Source organism: Mesorhizobium escarrei, from assembly GCF_935825525.1.
GTDB classification, from domain to species: domain Bacteria; phylum Pseudomonadota; class Alphaproteobacteria; order Rhizobiales; family Rhizobiaceae; genus Mesorhizobium; species Mesorhizobium escarrei.
The window spans coordinates 13,315-36,849 of sequence record NZ_CAKXZT010000150.1 but is presented as its reverse complement, the minus strand read 5'-3'; the positions used below and the strand labels follow the sequence as shown (position 1 = coordinate 36,849).

Genomic DNA, 23,535 nt, shown 5'->3' with positions numbered 1-23,535 from the left:
GCTCAATTGCTAATCACATAAGGCTTCCTTTCCTCCAGCGGAAGGTTTGCATCTTCCCATCCATCGGCGCCGGGCGGATACCAGATCACCGAACTGTAGCCCCATTCGATGGCCCGTTTCGCGGCATTCCACGACATCCAGCAATTCGTCATGCAATAGAACAGAATGGCACGCGACTTGTCGGGACCGGCTGCGGCCGCGAGGCCCTGGCGAAAATAGTTGGCGGTCTCCTCGGAGAGAGCGCCGTAACCGACATTGGCCAGCCAGGTGCTGCCTGGGATGTCCTTTCTGATCGTGGCTCTCCAAATCGTTCCTGCCGGCAAATTAGCCGGCTTCGGCGTGTTCGGCATGACGTCGAAGAACACCGCCTTGTTCTCCCGCCACAGCGCCTCCGCCTCCGCCGTCGTCACGACCTTCGCGCCCTGCAGCGTCTGCGGCACTGGCGCCCGATAGTCGTCCATCCGGTAGCCGCTGGGCTCGGCGATGTCGCCAGCCCAGATCGGTTCGGTCAGACCCAGAAGGCCAGCGGCCACCAGCAAAATCGTCTCCTTTCCCTTCATACCGGTATCTTCCCCTCCTACCGGCATCTTCATTGCGTGATCGGATTGTCGTGTTCGTCGATCAGCGGCACATTGTAGTCGAGCAGGATCCTGTTGATCTCCGCCTGGTTTTCCCTGATCACCCGATTGAGCGTCCGCTTCCATTCCTGGTCGGATGGACGCACGCCCATGGTGATGCGGTAGGACATGCGCGAGCCGGTTTTTTCCTTCACCAGCGGAACGACGGTGAGATCGGCGCCCGATTTTTTGGCGTAGTAGCCCGCCATCGGCCCCCACACGATGGCGGCGTCGATCGTGCCTTGCAAGAGATCCTTGATCATGACTTCAGCCATCGATGGGGCGATGCGCGTGTCCACCAGCAACGGGTAGGTCTTGGCGCTCCGCATCAGCTTGGCCGCGGCCATGTTGGAAGCCGGCGGCGTTCCGCCGACAATTCCGATTTTCTTGTCCGCGAGCCTGGCATCCTCGATGGTTTCGACGCCGCCGAGGCCGCCGCCCTCCCGATAAACCAGCACATAAGCCGACCGGTAATAGGCATTGGTGTTCTGGACCAGTTCGTCGCCCTGCGCGTATCCCATGATGACGTCGCAGCGGTTGGCTGTCAGCGTGTTGCGCACGAAACCGGTGATCATGGGAAACCAGGTATAGGCGACTGATTTCCGGCCGGTCTTCTCGGCAACCAGTTCGGCCAGCTTGTTTTCGAAGCCTTCGCCACTTTGGTCGGTGAACGGCATGTTCGAGGGATCGGCGCAGACGCGCAGCACTTCCGGGTCGACCAGTTCTCCCGCGGCGCCGAGGCCCGCATCTTGCGCCAGCGCATGGGCGGGGACGAACGCGGCCGCCGTGGCAGCGAACAGGAAGAGGCGCAGCTTATCGCGGTACCAACTCATCTCATCCTCCCATGCAGGACGCTTCATGGTCCTTCGCTGCCTGCGGCTTCTCCGCCTTCTTGGGCGGGCGGCCACGGGGAGCAGCGCCAACGGCGCGTGCGCGCAGATAGACATAGAGGTCGTCCATGTAGCAGTAGACGTTCTTGTTGTCGCCGAAGGCCGGCATGACGTTTTCCTTGCCGCCGCCGACATTTTTGCGACCCTCGGCCACGATCGACAGGAAGGTTCCGTAGTCGGTGTTCCTCATGGTCTCCGCCAGGGCCGGCGCGTAGCTCGAGCCGACGCCATCGGGCCCGTGGCAGACATGGCAGTCGGAGTGATACCGGCGGTAACCGCTGAACGTGTACCAATCCACGGTTCCGTTTTCGATCTTGTAGGTCGGATTTCCGTCCGCGTCCAAATACTTGCCGTTTTCTTCCGTCACTGCCTTGGCTTTTTCCGCGCTGTCCTGGGCTTGTGCGAGGCTTGAACCTGCCAGAGGCAGCAGAGCCAGAGCGAGAGCGGAAATTACAATGCGAACGGACATTCAGGCTCTTTCCTTCATTTCGCCTGCACACGGTCTTGCTGTCGTGAAGCGGCATTGATCGATGTTTTAGAGTGCGGCGAAATCGAGAGCCCGGCGGGCATTCACCGGTAATCCGGGCTCTCGTTTCTCAGGCCATTTTCTCAGGCCATGGGCCTTTGCATCGCCAGGGTCGTGCGATGTCCCGGAAGATCAATCCGGGAGGCCGAACACGGTGAGCTGACCGCCCAGCGTCGTGTAGTCGGCAAGAGCGGCATAGCCGCCGACCGCGCCAAGACCAGCCGTGGAGATGGACTTTTCCTCATCGGTCGGAGCTTTCTCACCCGCCACTGCCGTTTGCCAGGCTGCGGCGCCTTCGGCTCCCAAAAGGCCACCTGCGAGGCCGATGCCAGCCCAGCCACCGACACCCGACAGGACGGCTATATACTGCTTGCCGCCATGTTCGAAGGTGTTGACGTTGCCGATGATGCCCGACGGCGTCTTGAACTTGTAGAGTTCTTTGCCTTCGGTATCGACGGCCTTGATGTAGCCTTCCAGCGTGCCGTAGAAGACCACATCGCCTTCGGTGGCAAGCGCGCCGGACCAGACCGAGAACTGCTCGGGCTTGGACCAGACGATCTCGCCCTTGGCCGCGTCCCAGGCGATGAAGTTGCCCATGCCGCCATGGCTGTTTGGCGTCGGGTACATCGCCACCGTCGCGCCGACATAGGGCTGGCCGGCGGTATAACTTACCTTGTAAGGCTCGTAGTCCATGCAGACATGGTTGGTCGGCACATAGAACAGTCCGGTCTTCGGCGAATAGGTCGCGGGCTGCTGGTCTTTGGTGCCAAGCGCGGCGGGGCAGATGCCCGTCGAGTTGGTGTCTTCGCCGTTCTGCTGGGTCGAATATTTGGCCACCACCTGCGGACGGCCATACTGGTCGCTGTTGGGGTCCATGTTGACCTCGGTCGCCCAATTCACCGTGGGATCGTATTTCTTGGCGACGAGAAGCTCGCCATTGGCGCGGTCCATGGTGTAGGCAAAGCCGTTGCGGTCGAAATGCACCAGCACGTCACGCTTGGCGCCGTTGACCTCCATGCCGTCGACGAGAATGTTCTCGTTGACGCCATCATAATCCCACTCGTCATGCGGGGTCATCTGGTAGAGCCATTTGGCCACGCCGGTGTCGGCATCGCGCGCCATGAGCGTCATCGACCAGCGATTGTCGCCCGGGCGCTGGACCGGGTTCCAGGTCGAGGGGTTGCCGGTGCCATAGTAAACCAGGTTCAGCTTGGGATCATAAGCGAACCATCCCCAGGTCGTGCCGCCACCGGTTTTCCACTGCTCGCCCTCCCAGGTGTTGATGCCGGAATCCGGCCCAACGGGCTTGCCGAGATGAGTGGTCTTTTCCGGATCGATGAGCGTCTCTGCATCCGGACCGGTGGAATAAGCCTTCCAGGCAAGCGAGCCATCCTTGAGGTTATACGCCGCGGTCCAGCCGCGGACACCGAATTCAGCGCCTGAAACGCCGATGATGACCTTGTCCTTAACGACCATAGGCGCGGCTGTGCCGGATTCGCCCTTGCTGCCGTCGGTCTCGCCGTTCTTGACCGACCAGACGACCTTGCCGGTCTTGGCATCGAGCGCCACAACAGTCGTGTCGGCCTGGTTGAGGATGATCTTGCCGTCACCATAAGCGACGCCGCGATTGACCGTATCGCAGCACATGATCGCAATGACGTTCGGATCCTGCTTGGGCTCGTATTTCCAGAGGATCTTGCCTTCATTGTTGAGGTCGAGGGCGTAGACGATATTCGGGAACGGCGTGTGGATATACATCACGTCGCCGATCACCAGCGGGCCGCCTTCATGGCCGCGCAGCACGCCAGTGGACATCGTCCACTTGACCTGCAGGTTCTTCACATTGTCCTTGTTGATCTGGTTCAGTTTCGAATAACGGGTGTTGGCGTAATCACCCGTGGGCATTGCCCAGTTCTTGGCATCAGAGGCCATTTTCATCAGCTCTTCATTGGCCGACGCCATGTGAACCGCGCCGAACGACATGAGCGCCGCGGTCGTTAGTAGGTAGGCAGTTTTCGCTAATACACGCATCAAAGTCCTCCCAGGGTGCACAATGACGAATCGTCCGTTGAGCCCACGAGGGCTTGCCCAAGCGATTCATGTGGGGGAAGTATTTCCGGCAGCGTGTCACGACCTAAGCCGAATGAGCAGAGGGCACCGTTACTGCCCATCCCACTTGGCCTACGAAAGACTGTCGCCGCTCCCTAATGACGGTGACGCCCTTGAAGCCGGAAACAGGATGAAGCTATGTCATCCCCAGACGGAAGGCAAGAAAAATCACTTCTGTCTATGTTGCACTGCAATATAGAGAAATAGATGTGAAAAAGCTCGGATAGAAAGCTATTGATCGACTGTGGATGAAGCGCGATTTATATAAATGGTCAAATTTAGCGTATTTTTTGGGCGAAATGTATTGATTTTTATTTGGTTATATTCGTTGGAGCGTGTGACTTAAAGTATGCGCGCGTCGCTCCCCGTGCCGATAGTGGAGGAGACATGAAATGAAGGTCAGCACCAGGATTCGGAGCGGATGTTGGTGCTGTCGGGGAGGCCTTTTGCCGGCCGGGACGGCCCTGTCCTTTGGTACTATATGGCCTGCACGAGAACTTGACTGGCGTGGTTTCGCGCGGCCAACTGGTGCGGTGATCCGTCTCGATCCATTGGGCTCGATCTGTCACGCCCCTCGCCAGTCGGAGGTTCCCCATGATCAGATATGTCGGCTTGTCGAGCTTGCCGCTGTTGCTCACGTCGGCCCTGGTCTTCGTCGATCCGGCCGGCGCCGCCGAAGATTATCCGACGGTGACGGTTGTCGACTATGTGCTCGGCTGCATGCAGACCAACGGCCAGACGCGTCAGGCGCTGGAGCGCTGTTCCTGCTCGATCGACGTCATCGCCTCGATCGTTCCATTCGAGGATTATGAAAGGGCCGAGACCTTCAAGAGCATGTCCCTGACGACAGGGGAGCGTTCGGGGCTGTTCCGCGAAAACGCGCCGGCAAAAGCCGCAAGCACGGAACTGAAGCGCGCGCAGGCGGAAGCCGACATGCGCTGCTTCTAAAGCGCGTCGCGTTGGAATGGATTCATATGACGCGTTGCATGCGGTTTCGAGGCTTCAAAGCCCCGTAACCTCCAGCGGCCATTGATTGCGAAATACCTTGCCATCCGTATCGATCGCTTCGACCTGGATTTGGCCAGTGCCGTGCGCGGTGAAATCGAATCGGAAATTGGGATCTTCCGAAATCGATATCCCCCCTTCCATCGACAGGATCAGCCGGTCGGCCTGCGAGACCGACAGTTTCTGAACAAAATGCGCGGGGATGAAATACTGGGTCAGCGGGTTGCGCTGCAGGCCCGAATTGTTCGGGTGGCGGATCATCAGTTGCAATTCCTGCGCCTTTGTCATCGTCTCTTGCGGCGGGAATTGGCGCAGCTTCATCTGCCCCATCGTCGCTATCGCCTCGTCCTGGTTCTTGACCGCCGGGGCGGAGCATCCGCCTGACGCCTTGACGAAGGTCTGGGCCATGTGAAGCTCGCCGCCCTGCGTCTCTGCTATGGCACGCAGGTAGGAATAGTCGTCGACGCGCACGCGCGTCGACAGATGCGTCACGCCGGCGTCCTTGCCGATCTCGAACGTCGCCGCCACCGGCGCGGGATTGACGTCGATGATCAAGGTGACGGATTTGATGCCGGCGGGCGCCTTGGCCGGGTCGATATAGATGTCGACGGGCACGATGGCGGCATCCTGCGCCCGCTTCGGCGCCTCGATCCTGACGACGCCGCTATCGACCAGAATTGCCCGATCGCCGAACACGTCGCCTTTCAGATCCTGCCAGATCCTGTTCGAAGACGCGGTTGTCTGCTGGGCGTTGGCGGCTCCGGAGGAACCAACGAGCGTGCCGACGGCCACGACAATCGCGGCAAATACAGCTGCGAGCGGCAAGCCGAGCTGCCGGCTCCGGTAGGCGTGGTTCTGCATTTCGATGCCTCCACCAATGTCAGAGAGGTGGTGCCCAGGCCGATGTCGAGGATAGACCCTTGACGATGCGTTGGCAAACCGATCCACAGCGCTTGTCGGTGTGATCTATTCCCATTCGAGTTCGGTAAAGGCGGCCGTTGCGTTGCGCTCGTTGTAGTCGTCGAACAGACGCCAATTGCCCCGTTCGCTTGCGCCGGCGGTCTTGACGGCCTCGCGGAGCGGCATCCCGTCGGCGATCGCCTTGCGAACATCGCGCGCCAGAGTTTCGAAATAGCGCCGCTGCGCCGTCAGAGCCGCCGGCCAGTCGGCCGGCACCGGGCCATGACCCGGCACGACGCGCACTGCGCCGATCGCGGCGAGCGCATCCATCTGGCGGAGCCAGCCGAGCAGCGATCCGTCGAGCGTCGGCAAGGAACCGATGAAAACGAGATCGCCGGCAAACAGCGTGCGGGTCGCGCTGTCGAAGACGGTCAGGTCGTTGTCGGTGTGAGCCGCCTTCCATGCCCGCAATTCGAGCACGCGTCCGCCGAGGTCGAGTTGCAGGCGGTCGTCGACCAGCATCGTCGGCGATATGATCTCGACCCTTTTCATGAGCGCGTCGCCGATCTGATCGCGAAAGCTTTGCAGGTAGAACGCGCCGCGCGCCTCGAGGGCGCGCGGCAGATTGTGGTGGCCGACGATGGTGGCGCCGATCTGCCGGAATGCCGCGTTGCCGAAGACATGGTCGGGGTGCATGTGGGTGTTGATCAGGTAGCGGACCGGCTTGGCGCTTATCTTGCCGATTGCGGCGATGAGGGCGTTCGCCTCGATCAGGCTGCCGCCGCTGTCGATGACGGCGACGGCGTCGGCGCCGACGACGACGCCGAGGTTGGAGATCGCGCCCTGGTTGGCGGCGCTCATCAATTCATCGACGCCCTGGAAAGCGAAGACGCCGTCATCGACTTTCCTGAGCTTGAATTCAAGGCCGTAGGCTGCGGCGAGAGCGGCCCGCCCGAGGCAACAGGGCAGCATCGCGGCGCTGACCGCGGTGCAGGCGAAGCCGTTCACAAGCTTGCGTCGTGCCCTGTCGATCGGCATGGCTTCCTCCCGATATGATTCCGAACTGTAAGGCGATCAGGCCACGCCCGGAAACTTTTGCTGGAACGACCGCAAAAGGTCGCTCATCACCTGTGGATTGCGATAGTGCCGCGGCAGCCTTACGTCGAACATGCCGAGCACATGGGCCGGCCGCTGCGCGAGCACGATGATGCGGTCAGACAGCATCAAGGCCTCGCGCAGATTGTGGGTTACCATCAGGGCGGTCGTGGGCCGCGCCGACCACACGGTCAAAAGCAGGTGCCGAAGCCGCTCGGCGGTCCGTTCGTCGAGTGAGGCAAAGGGTTCGTCCAGGAAAAGCACCGCCGGTTCGGTAGCGAAGGCCCTGGCAAGCGCTGCCCTGCGTGCAAGGCCGAGCGAAAGCTCGGCCGGATAGAGCGAGCGCATGCCGGCGAGGCCGAGCGTGTCGAACAGCCCGTCGAGGTTTTTCGTTCTCAGGCTTTTCGGCAGCGCCAGCCTGACATTCTGCTCCACCGTTCGCCACGGCAGCAAGACCGGCTCCTGGAACACGGCGGCGATCCGGTCGGAGCCGCCTTCAGGCAGTTGGAACGAGCCGGAAAAGTCCTTGTCCAACCCAAGCAAGATGCGCAGCGTCGTGGTCTTGCCGCAGCCGGACGGCCCCAGCAAGCAGGCGAATTCGCCTTGCCGGACCTCGAAGGAAAGGTCCTGAAGCGCCGTGATCGAGACGCCTTGTGCGGACCTGAAGGTCTTTTCGGCGATGTCAACCCTAAGCGGGACGGCGGCGCCAACGGGTTGCATGTCGTTCAACGGGCTGCACCACAAGGAGTTCGATGACAAGCATCACCGCCACGAAAGCCAGCGTGTAGGCAAGGATGGCGGCGACGTCGAAAAGCTGGAAATAAAGATAGATCTGGAAGCCGACGCCATTGGAGCGGCCGAGCAGCTCGACCACAAGGACGATCTTCCAGATGAGGGCGATGCCGGACCGTGAGGCGGCGGCAAGATAGGGCTGCAGTTGCGGCAGCAGGACGTGGCGAATGCGATCGAGGAGGCCGAAGCGGTAGACGGCGGCCATTTCGGCGTAACTCGGATCAAGCGCCCTGGCGCCTTCGCGCATCGTCACCACGACATTGGGGATCTTGTTGACGGCAACCGCGCCAATCGCAGCCGCTTCGTTGAGGCCGAACCAGATGTAGGCGAGCACGATGACGACCAGCGCGGGAATGTTGAGGAACAGAACCACCCAGGGAGCGAAGAACCGGTCTGCGCTGCGGTGGCTGCCGAGGAGAACCCCGATGACCGAGCCAACAACCATCGCGACGACATATGCCGCGGCAACCCGGCCGAGTGTCGCGCCGAGATGGTAGAAAAGATCGCCGTTCGCCGCCTCTGCGAGCAGCACCTGCCAGACCTGTCCCGGCCCTGGAAAGGCACGGCTCGGCCAGGCACGTGCCGCAAGACCCCACAGCAGGCAAAGCCCGAGCAGGGAAACCGCCACCGTCAGCACCGGTGTCAGCGCCGCTGCAAGGCCGGATTGGCTGGACGGGCCGGCCGCAGCGCCAGGCGGGCGATCGCCGGTGTCAGGTGGGCTCATTGCGGCAGTTCCTGCCAGAAGGTGCCGGGCGCCATCTCGGGGGCGCGGCCGACCAGCTTTTCGCCGCCGATCTCGGCCAGCACGCGATAGAGTTTTCCTGCGTCGGCCGCATCCTCGGCGACGGGCCGTCTGGGAATGCCCTCGCGATAGCGATCCCGCAGTTTTGCCAGTTCCTTGCCTTGCGCGCGGATAATCGGCGCAAGGCGCAGCCACTCATCGTCGGATCTGGCCAGCAAGTCCTTGGACTGCGCCGAAGCCTTGATGAAGCCCCTGATAGCGTCCGGATGTCCGTTCGCCCATTTGTCATGAAAGACATAGCCGAGCGCCGATACGGCGCCCGAGGCCCCGAGCGCTTTCGCCGCAGCATCAGCGCCGATCAGCCGACGAAAGCCGTTGGCCTCCAGCCGGGCGCAAAAATGCCAGAAATTGAGCACCGCATCGAGCTCGCCTTGCATCGCCTTTTCCGAAACCAGCGGCGGCGCGCCAAAGACGATGTCGCTGGTTGCCGCCAGGTCGAGGCCGTGATCGCGTCTGGCCAGCGCCTGGATCAGCAGCCAGCTTTTATCGAGAGGTCCGCCGGCGACGCCGATCTTTTTTCCCCTGAGATCGGTGATCGTCCGGATCGGCGCTCCCTCCTTCACCATGATCGCCCCGACGGCGGTCGAATAGGGGACCAATGTGAGGTCGACGCCTTCGGAGCGCTGGCGCGAGACCCACAGCCAGTCGGAGACGATCATGTCGATCGCGCCGGCCAGCATGGCGACGTTGGTTGCATCCTCGCCGGCGAAATCGACGATCTCCACATCGATGCCGTTGGCTGCGTCGAATCTGTGGTGCTTCAGCGTGTCAAGCGCCCAGCTCACGGTGCCGAATTTTAGCACACCGATGCGAATCTTGTTGGTGGCGAAGGAGGGTTTTGAGACAAGCGCTGCGGCCGCTCCGAGAGCCGCCAGACGGAGCGTTCCTCGACGCGAAATCATGATGATGTCTCCTCCCAGGGCCATAACAGGCCGGGGCGCCGATCAGATCGCACGGTCTTTGTTCGGGAGAGCGCATCTCCAGCGCTTGACCTTGAGGGTCGGGTGTTCCTGCGACCATTTCGCGATTTCGGTGGGCGCCAGCATCATGCATTGGAACAGAGAGCCGCGGCTCTCGAAATAGAGATGTTCGTCTCGGCAATTGCCCGGATTGCCGATCAGGCAAACCGTCAAGATGAGGTCGACCATATCCATTCAGCACCTCTTGCGCGCTTGAAGACGCCCGCTTTGGCGAGATCCGGCCCGATCTGCGAGCCTGGACAAACCACCAACAGCCGGAGTCCCGAGGTGCCCATGGAAAACCCGGTATGGTTTGAGGCTACGCGTTCGCCCAATGGCCGTCAACAACGGCGAATGGAGAGCGGCGCCGATGCCTGAAACAAAAACCCGCCTCATCGGGCGGGTCGTTGGCGCAAACCAGCACCATGAATAAATTCCTAGCACAACTGCCGTCACAAAACAATGAAAATACGCGCGCAATCGCTTCAGTTCTGCGCTGCCCCTCATTGCCCTGCCGGGCATTTCTCCCCGTATAGTGACGGGGAGAAGGACGCCTTCGCAAAGGATTTCGCCAATCTCCAGCGTTGCAGAAAGGGCGCCGACGTTGCGGCCAGCCCCTTCGCCCCGTCACTATACGGGGAAAAGGTGCCGGCAGGCGGATGAGGGGCAGCGCCAACGTCGACGGTGGCCAATACGACTTGGACGCTCCTTTGCCTGAAGCGACTGCCTTGAAATCGGGGTAGCGGTTGACATCCCTCATCTGCCGGGTAGCTTCCAGGATGTAGGATGCCGATGATCAAACAAAGGCATGTGCCAATCGTCCAGGGCACCTTGACGATCAATGAGGAAATGCCATGCGTGCAATCGCATTTTTCGCCGTCGTGTCCGTTGCGACTGCTATCACGAACCAATCGCAGGCACAGGATGCCGCCGCGGGTGAGAAGGTCTTCGCCAAATGCAAGGTCTGCCACGTCGTTGACAAGGACCAGAACAAGGTCGGTCCGTCATTGAGCGGCGTCATCGGCCGGACGGCCGGCACGCATCCGGGGTTCAAATATTCTAAAGCCATGACCGAGGCGGGCGCATCCGGCCTCAAATGGGACGACGCCACGCTGACGAATTACCTTCGCGACCCAAAGGGCATGATCAAAGGTGGGAAGATGGCGTTTGCGGGTCTCAAGAAGGACGGGGATCTCGCCAACGTCATCGCCTATCTGAAGCAATACTCCAAATAACCTGGTTCCTCCGCAGGAAGTAACCCGGTTCTTCCCTAGGAAGTAACTTTGCCGGCCGTTCGAAACTGCGTTCGGCCGGCGCCCTGGTGGTGGCGCCGGTCACGCGGCGTCTTGCAGCCTGCGCATCGCGGAAGGCAGGTCGAGCAGGCCGTCGCAAACCAGATCGGCGCCAAGCTCTTCAACGGCAATTTGCGTGTAGCCGCCACGCAGCAGAATAGCGGGCATGCCGGCGGCGCGTGCGGCGGCCACGTCGGCGCCGCTGTCTCCGACCATCAGCGCGTCACGAGGCTCGACCTGAAGCTGGTCGAGCGCCAGCAGCAGAGCGTCGGGCGCCGGTTTCAGGCAAGTCACCGCGTCTCCGCCGACGATCGCGCCGAGATGCTCCGTCAGCCCGAAATGCAGCAGGATTTCGCGAGCCGCCAGCTGCGGCTTGTTGGTCACCACGCCCATGGCTATTCCGCTCAAATGGAAGTGGGTGAGAACCTCCCTGACGCCAGGCATCAGCGTCGTCAGGCCGGTCAGATGCCTGCGGTAGATCGGCGCCATGGCGCGGTTGGCCTCATCAAGCGCGCTGCCGAGCAGCGGCGTACCGGAAGCGGCGAAGGCGCGCTCGACCAGTTTCCTGACGCCGCCACCGATCATCGCCTTGACCTGTTCCAGGCGCAGCGGCGACAGATCGCGACCGGCCAGCAGCTCGTTGACGGCGGCCGCTATATCAGGCGCCGAATCGACCAGCGTGCCGTCGAGATCGAACAGGATCGCTTTCGGCGATCGAAACCGCCTGCCTGCGCCGACGTTCATGCAGCATCCTTCCACTTGATCGAGCAACCGATCGAAGCGATCTGGTCCAGCGGCCCATCGCCGGTCCGGGCAATCTGCCTCATCGCCTCGAACAGGTCGCGTCTTAGTCCGGGCAGTCCAGCGTCTCGCCGCGCCGCGTCCAGCCGGCCGCGATATTGCAGCGTCAATTCGCTGTTGAGCCCGAAGAAATCCGGCGTGCAAACGGCGCCATAGGCACGCGCCACCGTCTGGCGCCCGTCGTGGAGGTAGGGGAAAGTGAAGCCGTTCGTCCTGGCGAAGAGCTTCATGTTGTCGAAGGAATCATCCGGATAGGCGTCGGCATCGTTGGAGTTGATCGCGACAAAGCCGATGCCTTCGGCCTTGAGGTCGTTGGCATCGCGGACGATGCGTGAAATCACCGCCTTCACATAGGGGCAGTGGTTGCAGATGAAGGCCACCACCAGCCCGTTCGGACCGGCCTGGCTGAGGATCGAATGCGATTTGCCGTCGGCGCCGGGCAAGACGGCATCGATGGCTTGCCAGCCGAAATCGCAAACAGGTGGGGTTGCCGCCAAGATTTCCTCCGATGAAACGGTTACGCGGCTTTCCGGATCGCCCCGTCGGCCGCCTGTCTGATGGCGCCGATATTGGCGCGATAGGCAGCCTCGCTGCCGCCCTTGAAGATGGCCGAGCCGGCGACCAGCACATTGGCGCCGGCCGCGGTGACCAGCGGGGCGGTCTCGGGCGTGACGCCGCCGTCAATCTCGATGTCGATCGGGCGGTTGCCGATCAGCGCCTTGACCCGCCTGACCTTGTCGACGACAGAAGGAATGAACGCCTGGCCGCCGAAACCTGGATTGACGGTCATCAGAAGCACCAGATCGAGCCGGTCGAGCACATATTGGATGACGCTTTCCGGCGTCGACGGGTTCAGCGACACGCCGGCCTTCTTGCCGAGATTCCTGATCGCCTGCAGCGAACGGTCGAGATGCGGCCCGGCCTCGGCATGCACGGTGATGATGTCGCAGCCGGCATCGGCGAAGGCGGCGAGATAGGCGTCGGCCGGCGCGATCATCAGGTGACAGTCGAAGACCTTGTCGGTTCGATCACGAATCGCCTTGATCACCGGCGGGCCGAAGGTGATGTTGGGCACGAAATGGCCGTCCATCACGTCGAGATGGATCCAGTCGGCGCCCGCCCGGACGACCGCTTCGACTTCGTCGCCGAGCCGCGAGAAATCCGCAGAAAGCACCGAGGGCGCGATGATTGTCTTGGTACCCATGGTCGGCTCCCGTTCTGTTCTTCCGTTTTCGGTCGCTGCACGCAACCGGCTTGTCAGCGCGGCTTCGTCTCCGGCTCGCCTTCGAGCTTGCCTTCCGCGAACACGCGGCTGCCGCGAATATCGGATTCTTCAATGGTGATAAGGTCGGTCTTCGTCAACACCCGGTCGCGCGACGTGAAGAGCCGGTTGGCCTGGCGAAGCCGCGCCCGGTCGAGCCCATTGCGGACCGAGCGAGCATTGGAGAAATGCGGCAGCCGCATGCGTATCGGCAAATACTCTTCGAGCGCCTTGGCCGCCGCCTCGCTGAGACGGTAATTCTGTTCCGCCAGCATGATCTCGGCGATCGATTTGAGCTCGCTGACGCCGTAGTCGGGAAAATCGAGGTGATGGGCGATGCGCGAGCGCATGCCGGGATTGCTGTCGAAGAAGCGGTCCATCTTGTCCTTGTAGCCGGCAAGAATCACAACCAGATCGTCACGGTTGTTTTCCATGCATTGCAGCAGGATCTCGATCGATTCCTGGCCGTAGTCGCGTTCGTTCTCGGGCTTGTAGAGATAGTAGGCCTCGTCGATGAAAAGCACCCCGCCCATGGCGCGCTTGATCACTTCGCGGGTTTTAGGCGCGGTGTGGCCGACATACTGGCCGACGAGATCGTCTCGCGTCACCGCGACCATGTGGCCTTCGCGGACATAGCCGAGACGATGCAGGATTTCGGCCATCCTGAGCGCCACGGTGGTCTTTCCGGTGCCGGGATTTCCGGTAAAGTTCATGTGCAGCGTCGGCGCGCCCGAGGTCAGCCCGAACTTGCGGCGAAGCCGGTCGACCAGGAGCAGCGCCGCGATCTCGCGGATGCGGGTCTTGATGGGCTTCAGGCCAACGAGTTCGCGGTCGAGCTTGTCCATCACCTCGTCGATGTTGGACGCCTCGAACTCGGCCTGCAGATCGACCGGCGCGTCCTGCGCGGCGGTGCCCTTTGCTATTGCGTCCAGCATGGTTTCGGCTAGCTCCGCTCGCCTTCGGGCCTGTCGGTCGCGTAAGGCACGATCGAATAGCCCTGGCTGCGGCCGTCGCGCTCCTGGCGCAGCAGCCGGAACCCGGGTTCGTTGGGCGGCCGGTTGACGATGAACGACATGCGCGGCGCTTCCCAGCCCTTGCTCGAATCGAAGGCGGTGACCCGGACATACATGTTGGGCATGGCTTTGCGGCAATTGTTGACTTCCAGCAGGATGCCCGCCGGGTCCCTCAGGTCGAACATCGGGTTGCCGTACATTTCCCAATAGGTGTTTCGCGGATGCGGATCGTCAGTGTACTCGACGCTGACCGCCCAGTGGTTTTTCAGCGCGTATTTGATCTGCGCCGAAATCTGCTCATCGGTCAGGTCGGGCAGGAACGAAAACTGTCCCTGCGTGACCTTGTTTCCCGGATTGGTCATCATGGCGACGGTTCCTTTCGTCTAGAAGCTGGGCGTTGCGGTTGGCACGAAGTCGGCCGTGTCGGTCGATTCGTAATTGAAGGTGACGTCCTTCCAGGTCTCCAGCGCCGCCTTCAGCGGCGTGCACCATCTGGCCGCCTGTTCGAGGATTTCGGTGCCTTCGCGCAGATAGTCGCGGCCCTCGTTGCGGGCGAGGATCATCGCCTCCAAGGCGACGCGATTGGCCGTCGCGCCGGCCTGGATGCCGTCCGGATGGCCGATCGTGCCGCCGCCGAACTGCAGGATGACGTCCTCGCCGAGATAATGGATCAGCTGGTGCATCTGGCCGGCATGGATGCCGCCCGAGGCGACGGGCATCACCTTGTTGAGCGAGGCCCACTCCTGGTCGAAGAACAGCCCGGTTTCGAGGTTCTGCGGCGTGCGCTCCTCGCGCAAAGTGTCATAAAACCCCTTGATCATCAGCGGGTCGCCTTCCAGCTTGCCGACCACGGTGCCGGCATGGATGTGATCGACGCCGGCCATCCGCATCCATTTGCAGATGACGCGAAAATTCATGCCGTGGTTCTTCTGGCGCGAATAGGTCGAGTTGCCGGCGCGGTGCAGGTGCAGGATCATGTCGTTGCGGCGTGCCCATTTGGCCATCGACTGTATCGCCGTATAGCCGATGACCAGGTCGATCATGACGATGCAGGAGCCAAGCTGTTTTGCGAATTCGGCGCGCTCGTACATCTCCTCCATCGTGCCGGCAGTGACGTTGAGATAATGGCCCTTGACTTCGCCGGTGGCGGCGGACGCCTTGTTCACGGCCTCCATGCAGTAGAGGAAGCGGTCGCGCCAGTGCATGAAGGGCTGCGAGTTGATGTTCTCGTCGTCCTTGACGAAGTCGAGGCCACCCTTCAGCGCCTCGTAGACGACGCGGCCGTAGTTGCGGCCTGACAGGCCAAGTTTCGGCTTGGTCGTCGCGCCGAGCAGCGGCCGGCCGAATTTGTCGAGCCGCTCGCGTTCCACCACGATGCCGGTCGCCGGCCCCTGGAAGGTTTTGAGGTAAGCCACCGGAATGCGCATGTCCTCGAGCCGCAAGGCCTTGACTGCCTTGAAGCCGAACACGTTGCCGATGATCGACGCAGTCAGGTTGGCGATCGAGCCCGGCTCGAACAGGTCGAGGTCGTAGGCGATGTAAGCGAAGTACTGCTGCTCGGTCCTGGTGCCGGGACCGGTGTTCGGCACCGGCTCGGATCTGAAAGCCTTGGCGCGGTAGAGCTCGCAGGCGGTCAGCCTGTCGGTCCACACCACGGTCCATGTCGCGGTGGAGGATTCACCGGCGACGGCGGCGGCCGCCTCCTCGTGGTCGACGCCAGGCTGCGGCGTGATCCGAAACATGGCGATCAGGTCGGTCTCCTTGGGATGGTAGTCCGGCTCCCAGTAGCCCATCTTCTTGTAGGGGATGACGCCCGACTTGTAGCGTTCCTTGCCTTCCTTGAGCGTGCCAGCTGACGGCATGTCGATCTTGTTCATGACAGGTCTCCTGTTTGCCGCTCAGGCGGCTTTCGCGGTTGCGATTTGCGGGTCGAGTTTTCCCGCGGCGTAACGTTTCGCCATCTCGTCCATGGCGATAACTTTGATCTTCGAGGCGTTGCCGGCGGTGCCGAAGCGCTCGAAGCGATCGCGGCAAAGGTCGCGCAGGGCATCCATGGCGGGTTTCAGGAACTTGCGCGGATCGAATTCGCGCGGGTCCTCCGTCGCGACGCGGCGGAACTGCCCGGCCATGGCCATGCGGCAATCGGTGTCGATGTTGACCTTGCGTACGCCGTAGCGGATGCCGCGCTCGATCTCCTCGACCGGAACGCCAAAGGTCTGGGGCATCTCGCCGCCATATCGGTTGATGACGTCCTGCAGTTCCTGCGGCACCGAGGAAGAGCCATGCATGACCAGATGCGTGTTGGGCAGCTTTTCGTGGATCGCCTCGATCACCTGCATGGCGAGGATGCCGCCGTCGGGCTTGCGGCTGAATTTGTAGGCGCCGTGCGAGGTGCCGCAGGCGATCGCCAGCGCGTCGACCTTGGTGGCGGTGACGAAGTCGACCGCCTGATCGGGATCGGTCAAAAGCTGTTCGTGGGAAAGCACACCTTCGGCGCCATGGCCGTCCTCGGCCTCGCCCTGGCCGGTTTCCAGCGAGCCGAGCACGCCGAGCTCGCCTTCGACCGAAGCGCCGACCCAATGCGCCATGCGGGCGACACGTTCGGTGATGGCGACGTTGTAGTCGTAGCTTGCCGGCGTCTGGGCGTCCGCCATCAATGACCCGTCCATCATCACCGAGGTGAAGCCGTGGCGGATCGCCGAAAGGCAGGTGGCTTCGTTGTTGCCGTGGTCCTGATGGATGCAGAGCGGAATGGCCGGATGCATTTCGGTCAACGCCTCCATCATCTTTGCCAGCATGATGTCGTTGGCATAGGAGCGGGCGCCGCGCGAGGCCTGGATGATGACCGGCGCGTCGCAGGCCCTGGCCGCCTCCATGATGGCAAGGCCCTGTTCCATGTTGTTGATGTTGAATGCCGGAACGCCGTAGCCGTGCTCGGCGGCATGGTCGAGAAGCTGGCGAAGGGTGATGCGGGCCATTTTGGGGTCCTTCCTAGATGATGAGCTTCAGCGCCGCTGCCGCGACGGCTTCGGGCGTGATGTCGAAATGCCGGTAGAGATCCGGGGCAGGGGCGCTGGCGCCGAAACCGGCCATGCCGACGAACACGCCGGTATCTCCGATCCAACGGTCCCAGCCGAGGCGTGCAGCGGCTTCGACGGCGATGCGCGGCGCCGAGCCGAGGACGGCCTTGCGGGTGCCGGCATCCTGTTCCTCAAACAGCTCCCAGCACGGCATCGAGACGACCGCGGCGGCGATGCCGTGCTCGGTCTCCAGCCGTTCGGCGGCGGTAACGGCGATCTCGACCTCCGAGCCGGTGGCGATCAGCGTCACGGCGCGGTGCCCGGCCGGCTGGCGCAGGACGTAGGCGCCCTGGCTCGACCGGTTCTCGTCGCTGTGTGCCTGGTCGCTGTGTGCCTTCTCGCTATGCGCTTGGCGCAGCATCGGCAGGTTCTGCCGCGAGAGCACCAGCACGCTCGGCCGGTTCCTGCTCTTCAGCGCCAGTTCCCAGCACTCTGCCGTTTCGATGATGTCGGCCGGACGGAAGACGTTGAGGTTGGGCGTCGCCCGCAGCATCGCCAGGTGCTCGATCGGCTGATGGGTCGGGCCGTCCTCGCCGAGGCCGATGGAATCATGCGTCATCACATAGATGACGCGCTGGCCCATGAGCGCCGACAGCCGCATGGCGCCGCGCGCATAGTCGGCGAAGCACAGGAAGGTGCCGCCATACGGCACGAAGCCGCCATGCAGCGCGATGCCGTTCATGGCCGCAGCCATGCCATGCTCGCGGATGCCGTAGTGGATGTAGCGGCCGGCATGGGCACCAGGCGTTATGCGGTCCATGCCCTTGGTGATCGTCAGGTTCGAATGTGTCAGATCGGCGGAGCCGCCGACGGTCAGCTCGGTTGCGGCGTTGATGGCGCCGAGCGCCATTTCGGAGGCTTTTCGCGTTGCGACCTTGGTCGCCTTTTCGACATGCTCCTTGCGGAAAGCGCCGAGCGCTTCGAAGACCGCATCGGGCAGGGTGCCGGCGACCGCGCGCTCGAAGGCCTGGCGCTGCGGCGAGGCGGCAAGCCGCTGCTCCCAGGCGTGCCGCGCTGCTTGCCCGCGCTCGGCAATTTCGCGCCAGGCGAAAAGGATGTCGTCCGGCACCTCGAACGGCGCCCAGGCCCAGCCGATGTTCTCGCGCGTCGCGGCGATCTCGGCGTCGCCCAGCGGTGCGCCATGCGTCTTTTCCGAGCCGCCCAGATTGGGCGCGCCCTTGCCGATCACCGTGCGGCAGGCGATCAGAGACGGCCGATCCGACTGCTGCGCCGCTTCGATTGCCGCAGCGACGGCTTCGGTGTCGTGGCCGTCCACCGACTGGACATGCCATCTAGCGGCTTCGAACCGTGCCGGCTGGTCCATCGAGGTCGACAGCGAGGTCGGTCCGTCAATCGAGATCGCATTGTCGTCCCAGAAGACGATCAGCCGGGCGAGCTTCAGGTGACCGGCAAGGTCGATCGCCTCGTGGCTGATGCCTTCCTGCAGGCAGCCGTCGCCGGCGATCGCGTAGGTGAAATGATCGACGAGATCGGCGCCGTGGCGGGCAGCAAGCATGCGCTCGGCCAGCGTCATGCCGACGGCGGTCGAGATGCCTTGTCCAAGCGGGCCGGTCGTCGTCTCGATGCCAAGCGCATGGCCATATTCGGGATGTCCGGCGGTGCGGCTGCCCAGTTGGCGAAACCGCTGCAATTGCTCGATCGGCATGTCTTCGTAGCCGAGCAGGTAATGCAGCGCATATTGCAGCATCGAGCCGTGCCCGGCCGAAAGCACGAAGCGGTCGCGATCGGGCCAGCTGGGCGCCGACGGATCGATGTTGATGAAGCGGCTGAACAGCACCGTCGCGACGTCGGCCATGCCCATCGGCATGCCCGGATGACCGGAATTGGCCTTTTGGACGCTGTCCATCGCCAGCGCGCGAATGGCGTTCGCCATGTCGCGCTCCGAGACGGCGGCGAAGGGCTTCAGGGCTGCTGCTTGGCTGTTCATGGCGTCCTCCTCACGACACACGGTTCTTGCGTTCGATCAATTGCAGGATGAGCGGCGTCAGGATCAGCTGCATGGCAAGGTCGAGCTTGTTGCCTGGAACCACAATGGAATTCGGCCGCGACATGAAGGAGTCGTGGATCATCGAAAGCAGGTAGGGGAAATCGATGCCGCGGGGGTTGGCGAAGCGGATGACCAGCATCGATTCGTCGGGCGTCGGAATCCAGCGGGCAATGAACGGGTTGGACGTGTCGACGATCGGCACGCGCTGGAAGTTGATGGCGGTCTGCGAGAATTGCGGGACGATGTAGCGGACATAGTCCGGCATGCGGCGCAGGATGACGTCCATCACCGCCTCCGTGGAATAGCCGCGGGTTGCCCGGTCGCGATGGATCTTCTGGATCCATTCGAGATTTATGACCGGCACCACGCCGATTTTGAGGTCGGCGTGCCGGGCCAGGTTGATCTTGTCGGTGACGACGCAGCCATGCAGGCCCTCGTAGAAGAGCAGGTCGCTCGGCGGGAATTCGCGCCACTCGGTAAAATGGCCCGGCGGCGTGCCGTACTGCTTCTCCTCGTCCTCGTCATGGATGTAGGTGCGGGTCTTTCCGGTTCCGCGGCGGCCATATTCCTCAAACACTTCTTCGAGGATTGCGAGCTCGTTGGCCTCGGCATGGAAGTGGGTGAAGTTCGGATTGCCGGCCTTCTCCTGCTCGGCCACCTTGACCTTCATCGTGGCGCGGTCGTAGCGGTGAAAGGCATCGCCTTCGATGAAGGCGGCGTCGATGTTCTCGCGCCGGAAGATCAGCTCGAAGATGCGCTTGACCGAGGTGGTGCCGGCGCCTGACGACCCGGTTATGGTGATGATGGGGTGCTTTGCCGACATGATGCTCAGGCCCTGAACAGGCCGCGGCGGCTGAACAGCGGCGCACGCTCGCCGATCGCGCTGGGCTCGGTGTGGTAGCGGGTGATGCGTGCGACTTCGCGCGCCGATCCGAACACCACGGGCACGCGCTGGTGCAGGCTCTCGGGTTCGATTTCGAGGATGCGGGTGATGGTGTCGGTGGCGGCTCCGCCCGCCTGTTCGATGAGATAGGCGATCGGGTTGGCCTCATAGACGAGGCGCAGCCGTCCCTGGCGGTAACCCTTGCGCTTGTCGCCTGGATACAGGAATACGCCGCCGCGCATCAATATGCGGTAGCAGTCGGCGACCAGGGAGGCGATCCAGCGCATGTTGAAGTCCTTTCCGCGTGGGCCTTCGGTGCCTTCGAGGCAGTCATCGATGTAGAGCCGCACCGCCTCGTCCCAATGCCGGTAGTTGGCGGCGTTGATGGCGAACTCCTGGGTACGCTGCGGGATGATCCGGCTCTCGTAGGCCTGGACGAAGGTGCCGAGCCTGGTCGAGAGAACGAAGACATGCGTGCCGCTGCCGAGCGACAGAACCAGCGCCAGCTGCGGCCCGTAGATGAAGAAACCGGCGCCCAGCTGGTTCACGCCTGCCTGCAAAAAAGCGGCGGCCGGATTTCCGTCCGGCGCGCCAGTTGCAGGGAGGCCAGCTGCAGGGAGGAGCGAGAAGATCGTTCCGATCGACACGTTGGTATCGATGTTGGAAGAGCCGTCGAGCGGGTCGATGGCGATGGCGAGAGGCGCCTGGCTGTCGAGCAGGACCGGCTGCTCCAGTTCCTCGGAGGCGTAGAGCGCGACCGGAGCGTGGCGCATGGCGTCGAGGAAGATGTCGTCGGCGAAGATGTCGAGATCCTTCTGGATGTCGCCGTCGGCATTGGCGCTGCGGGTCCCGGCAAAGGCGGTGCCGAGCACCCCCTGATTGATGGTGTTGCGGACCTTGGTGGCGGCCTGCGTCAGCTGACGGACGGTCGCGACGACCGCGGAACGCAGTTCGTCGGGCGGGCCGAGATAGGAATTCAGAAATGCGTCGAGCGTTGCCGCTGGCATCGTACCCTCCCGATCCAGCCGCAACTCCTCCGGCCGGATTGGGGAATGAGAACAAACTGCCCATGATAAGTAAAATTCAATAACTTTACTTTCCGGATAAAAAAAATTTAGTATGGCACATGAGAAACCTCACGCTCAAGCAATTCAAGACCGTCCAGGCCATCATCAGCCATGGAAAAATCGTTAGCGCGGCCAAGGTGTTAGGCTTGTCTCCTCCAGCGGTGACGATCCAGTTGCGGCAGGTCGAGGAGGAGTTCCAGTTGGCGTTGTTCGACCGGACGTCGGACGGCATGCGTCCGACTGCCGCAGGCCTGGCCTTCGTCGAGACGGCGCAGGCGATCGAGGAGCGGCTTCGCCTGCTCGAAGACAAGATGGATGCGATCAAGGGCGTGCGCATCGGCAGCTTGCGGCTCGGCGTCGTTTCCACCGCCAAATATTTCGCGCCGCGGCTGATGGCCGGCTTCATGAAGGAACATCCCGACATCGACATGCGCCTCGCCATCGGCAACCGCGCCGAAACCATCGACAGTCTGAAGAACCACGACATCGACATCGCGCTGATGGGACGCCCGGCCAGGGAAGTCCCGGTGCGTGCCTCGGTCTTCGGCGATCACCCGCTGGTCATCATCGCGCCGCCCGACCACAAGCTGGCCTCAGTGCGCGAGATATCCAAGGAGCGGATCGCCGAAGAGCATTTCCTCATTCGCGAGCCCGGCTCCGGCACGCGCATCTCGCTGGAAATATTCCTGAGCGACGTGCCCGGCCGCATCGACGATCTCGGCGTCGAGATGGACTCGAACGAGACGATCAAGCAGGCGGTGATGGCCGGGCTCGGCATCGCCTTCATCTCTGCCCACACCATCGCCGCCGAAACCGAAGCCGGCCGGCTGGTCATCCTCGACGTTGTCGGCATGCCGATCCGCCGGCAATGGTTTTCGGTGATGCGCAGCGATCACGCGATCTCGCCGGCGATGGCGACGTTCCACGATTTCCTGATGCGCAAGGGCGCGATGTACCTGCCGCTGTTCGGCAAGCTCTATCCGCACGAAGGAACGAATATTGGAGGTCGCGCGAGCTAGGCCGCGCGGCCCCAGGGGCAAAACGCTTCGAGCAAACGACGGCCGTTCGTCGCCTGTCAAAAAAGTTTGCGTTTGACCTTTGCATCGGCGCCACGGACGGGAGCTCTCGGCCAGCAGCACACAGGCTGCCGTCTGCAAGGCGGGTCAGTGCATTGCTTCGGCTCGCAGGGGCAGGTCGGTCTCGGACGACACCGTCACCTCATCGCCGGCCCTCGAGAACGCGTAGAGCGGGCCGCGGTGGCCCGGCATCGAAAAGGCCACGGAGTCGCCGTCGGCGAGGCCCATGACCACGCGCTGCGGATCGCCGCCGATCTTCGGCGCGAAGGTGGCGGTGACCTCCAGGAGGTGGCCCTCGACCGGGATGTAATAGACGACCATGTCGAGGTGTCCCTCGTGCAGGCTGCCGGCTTCGATCGGGCGTCCTATGGTGGCTTCCTCGGCAAATGTCGGGGTGGCAAGAAACAGCGCGGCCAAAACTGAGGCGCTCAGGGTTTTGCGGATCATCTCGTATCTCCTCTTTTTTAGATTACGTTCAAACTCTATATATGAGTTAGATTACGAATGCAATCTAAAAAATGAAAAATTGATGATGCGTGTGAGGCGCTGCAATCGGGAGTGCGGCTTTGACGGCATCGGCTTCAAAGCGGCGCAGACGTCCAGGCAGGCGCTGGGAGCGCCTACCACCGATGATCGGCCGCAGCCGCGGCGTCACCGTCGGGCAGGTTCTCCACGCGAGTTCAGCTGGTCGATTCTGATATTCGAGGATCGGGAGGCATGGTGGCGAAATTTGCCGAGCGAGGCGACCGCCAGCCAGCGATGAGGGTCACGGGCTAGCGTACCCGCGGTTACGCAACGCTGCGGGCCGCTGACTGCGCTTCTGCTAGCCTACAATTGGTTCGGCGACAGCTTCTTCGAGGCCAGTTGCCGCTTGGGTGGCGAGACCGCGGGCCGCTGCTTGTGAATCGTAGAATTCCTCAAGTGCATAGACCTTGCCCCATCGCAGGGTGAACACATGGAGACCGCTGTTGACGTAGGAGGCGTCGCCGTTGAGCAGCGTTGCGGTGCCGTCCCACTGGGCAAATACGGTGGTATGCCACGGCCAGCCTTTCACCCAGACTTGGTTGACCGTGAGATGGAGATTGGGCAGGACGCGGCCGAGGCGCTCAAACCAGCGGCGCACAGCTTCTTTGTCGTGGCGCTCACCACCAAGCGCGTGGGCGCCGGAAACGCGGTGATGGACATGCGGCACGAGCGCTTTCACCGCCTCATCCCAGCGATGGTTGTTGACGTGGTCGAAGCTCTGCCGGATCGATTTCTCGACGACATAACTGTATAGCATTTGACCTCTCCTCCAAATTTGTTCGATGCGTGATCGAGGCAACGTGCGCAGCCAAATTGGATTGCGTTCGTACGCTA

Annotated in this window: 25 protein-coding genes; 3 read left to right on the top strand and 22 right to left on the bottom strand. The window is 62.4% G+C overall.

Annotated features, from left to right (window positions below; all coding sequences use genetic code 11):
* Positions 1-2: 2 nt before the first annotated feature.
* The 4 genes from NMG80_RS26760 to NMG80_RS26745 form a co-directional block, all read right to left on the bottom strand.
* Complete coding sequence (locus NMG80_RS26760) at positions 3-560, bottom strand: PQQ-dependent catabolism-associated CXXCW motif protein (RefSeq protein ID WP_254020897.1); 558 nt, start codon at positions 558-560, stop codon at positions 3-5.
* Between the two features lie 29 nt (positions 561-589).
* The gene (locus NMG80_RS26755) at positions 590-1,450 is read right to left on the bottom strand and encodes a substrate-binding domain-containing protein (protein ID WP_254020896.1); all 861 of its coding nucleotides are present in this window, start codon (positions 1,448-1,450) and stop codon (positions 590-592) included.
* A gap of 1 nt (position 1,451) precedes the next feature.
* Entirely contained in the window at positions 1,452-1,976 is a 525-nt protein-coding gene (locus tag NMG80_RS26750; RefSeq protein WP_254020895.1) for a c-type cytochrome, methanol metabolism-related, read from the bottom strand.
* Positions 1,977-2,165: 189 nt separating this feature from the next.
* The gene (locus tag NMG80_RS26745) at positions 2,166-4,016 is read right to left on the bottom strand and encodes a methanol/ethanol family PQQ-dependent dehydrogenase (protein ID WP_436798693.1); all 1,851 of its coding nucleotides are present in this window, start codon (positions 4,014-4,016) and stop codon (positions 2,166-2,168) included.
* A gap of 720 nt (positions 4,017-4,736) precedes the next feature.
* Between NMG80_RS26745 and NMG80_RS26740 the strand changes: the two genes are divergently transcribed.
* The gene (locus NMG80_RS26740; protein WP_254020894.1) at positions 4,737-5,090 is read left to right on the top strand and encodes a hypothetical protein; all 354 of its coding nucleotides are present in this window, start codon (positions 4,737-4,739) and stop codon (positions 5,088-5,090) included.
* Positions 5,091-5,144: 54 nt separating this feature from the next.
* Here NMG80_RS26740 and NMG80_RS26735 read toward each other — a convergent pair whose 3' ends face one another.
* The 6 genes from NMG80_RS26735 to NMG80_RS26710 all read right to left on the bottom strand — a co-directional run bounded on the left by NMG80_RS26735 (position 5,145) and on the right by NMG80_RS26710 (position 9,890).
* Complete coding sequence (locus NMG80_RS26735) at positions 5,145-6,008, bottom strand: quinoprotein dehydrogenase-associated SoxYZ-like carrier (RefSeq protein ID WP_254020893.1); 864 nt, start codon at positions 6,006-6,008, stop codon at positions 5,145-5,147.
* A 105-nt stretch (positions 6,009-6,113) separates the two neighbouring features.
* Positions 6,114-7,085 (bottom strand): quinoprotein relay system zinc metallohydrolase 2, encoded by a 972-nt coding sequence (locus NMG80_RS26730; protein ID WP_254020892.1) that lies wholly within the window; start codon positions 7,083-7,085, stop codon positions 6,114-6,116.
* Positions 7,086-7,121: 36 nt separating this feature from the next.
* On the bottom strand, positions 7,122-7,862 hold the full coding sequence (locus NMG80_RS26725) for an ABC transporter ATP-binding protein (RefSeq protein ID WP_254020953.1): 741 nt from the start codon (positions 7,860-7,862) through the stop codon (positions 7,122-7,124).
* The gene (locus tag NMG80_RS26720; protein ID WP_254020891.1) at positions 7,831-8,658 is read right to left on the bottom strand and encodes an ABC transporter permease; all 828 of its coding nucleotides are present in this window, start codon (positions 8,656-8,658) and stop codon (positions 7,831-7,833) included. The genes NMG80_RS26725 and NMG80_RS26720 overlap by 32 nt, the downstream gene beginning before the upstream one ends.
* Positions 8,655-9,638, bottom strand: a complete 984-nt coding sequence (locus tag NMG80_RS26715) for an ABC transporter substrate-binding protein (RefSeq protein WP_254020890.1) — start codon at positions 9,636-9,638, stop codon at positions 8,655-8,657. Before NMG80_RS26715 ends, NMG80_RS26720 begins: the two co-directional genes overlap by 4 nt.
* 42 nt (positions 9,639-9,680) lie before the next feature.
* Positions 9,681-9,890, bottom strand: a complete 210-nt coding sequence (locus tag NMG80_RS26710) for a hypothetical protein (RefSeq protein WP_254020889.1) — start codon at positions 9,888-9,890, stop codon at positions 9,681-9,683.
* Positions 9,891-10,549: 659 nt separating this feature from the next.
* On the opposite strand from NMG80_RS26710, the gene NMG80_RS26705 reads away from it, so the two are divergent.
* On the top strand, positions 10,550-10,930 hold the full coding sequence (locus NMG80_RS26705) for a c-type cytochrome (protein ID WP_254020888.1): 381 nt from the start codon (positions 10,550-10,552) through the stop codon (positions 10,928-10,930).
* A gap of 99 nt (positions 10,931-11,029) precedes the next feature.
* Here NMG80_RS26705 and gph read toward each other — a convergent pair whose 3' ends face one another.
* The 10 genes from gph to NMG80_RS26655 are packed head-to-tail and all read right to left on the bottom strand — an operon-like array spanning position 11,030 to position 21,040.
* Positions 11,030-11,731, bottom strand: a complete 702-nt coding sequence (gph, locus tag NMG80_RS26700) for a phosphoglycolate phosphatase (protein ID WP_254020887.1) — start codon at positions 11,729-11,731, stop codon at positions 11,030-11,032.
* The gene (locus NMG80_RS26695; RefSeq protein WP_254020886.1) at positions 11,728-12,285 is read right to left on the bottom strand and encodes a thioredoxin family protein; all 558 of its coding nucleotides are present in this window, start codon (positions 12,283-12,285) and stop codon (positions 11,728-11,730) included. The genes gph and NMG80_RS26695 overlap by 4 nt, the downstream gene beginning before the upstream one ends.
* 20 nt (positions 12,286-12,305) lie before the next feature.
* Complete coding sequence (gene rpe, locus NMG80_RS26690) at positions 12,306-12,992, bottom strand: ribulose-phosphate 3-epimerase (protein WP_254020885.1); 687 nt, start codon at positions 12,990-12,992, stop codon at positions 12,306-12,308.
* Between the two features lie 53 nt (positions 12,993-13,045).
* Positions 13,046-13,984, bottom strand: a complete 939-nt coding sequence (cbbX, locus tag NMG80_RS26685; RefSeq protein ID WP_254020884.1) for a CbbX protein — start codon at positions 13,982-13,984, stop codon at positions 13,046-13,048.
* Between the two features lie 8 nt (positions 13,985-13,992).
* A complete protein-coding gene (locus NMG80_RS26680; protein WP_254020883.1) occupies positions 13,993-14,427 on the bottom strand; it encodes a ribulose bisphosphate carboxylase small subunit in 435 nt (144 codons plus the stop codon).
* Between the two features lie 18 nt (positions 14,428-14,445).
* Entirely contained in the window at positions 14,446-15,939 is a 1,494-nt protein-coding gene (locus NMG80_RS26675) for a ribulose-bisphosphate carboxylase large subunit (RefSeq protein WP_436798690.1), read from the bottom strand.
* Between the two features lie 21 nt (positions 15,940-15,960).
* Entirely contained in the window at positions 15,961-17,040 is a 1,080-nt protein-coding gene (gene fba, locus NMG80_RS26670) for a class II fructose-bisphosphate aldolase (protein WP_254020882.1), read from the bottom strand.
* Positions 17,041-17,053: 13 nt separating this feature from the next.
* Positions 17,054-19,090, bottom strand: coding sequence for a transketolase (gene tkt, locus NMG80_RS26665; RefSeq protein WP_254020881.1), 2,037 nt, complete (start codon positions 19,088-19,090; stop codon positions 17,054-17,056).
* Between the two features lie 10 nt (positions 19,091-19,100).
* Positions 19,101-19,973 carry a phosphoribulokinase gene (locus NMG80_RS26660; protein WP_254020880.1) on the bottom strand — a complete coding sequence of 291 codons (873 nt, stop codon included), beginning with the start codon at positions 19,971-19,973 and terminating at the stop codon, positions 19,101-19,103.
* Between the two features lie 5 nt (positions 19,974-19,978).
* A complete protein-coding gene (locus NMG80_RS26655; RefSeq protein ID WP_254020879.1) occupies positions 19,979-21,040 on the bottom strand; it encodes a class 1 fructose-bisphosphatase in 1,062 nt (353 codons plus the stop codon).
* A gap of 119 nt (positions 21,041-21,159) precedes the next feature.
* Between NMG80_RS26655 and NMG80_RS26650 the strand changes: the two genes are divergently transcribed.
* Positions 21,160-22,119, top strand: a complete 960-nt coding sequence (locus NMG80_RS26650; RefSeq protein ID WP_254020878.1) for a LysR family transcriptional regulator — start codon at positions 21,160-21,162, stop codon at positions 22,117-22,119.
* Positions 22,120-22,263: 144 nt separating this feature from the next.
* On the opposite strand, the gene NMG80_RS26645 is transcribed toward NMG80_RS26650, so the two are convergent.
* Both NMG80_RS26645 and NMG80_RS26640 read right to left on the bottom strand, forming a co-directional pair.
* On the bottom strand, positions 22,264-22,623 hold the full coding sequence (locus NMG80_RS26645) for a hypothetical protein (protein WP_254020877.1): 360 nt from the start codon (positions 22,621-22,623) through the stop codon (positions 22,264-22,266).
* Positions 22,624-22,999: 376 nt separating this feature from the next.
* Positions 23,000-23,458, bottom strand: coding sequence for a nuclear transport factor 2 family protein (locus NMG80_RS26640; protein WP_254020876.1), 459 nt, complete (start codon positions 23,456-23,458; stop codon positions 23,000-23,002).
* Positions 23,459-23,535: the final 77 nt, after the last annotated feature.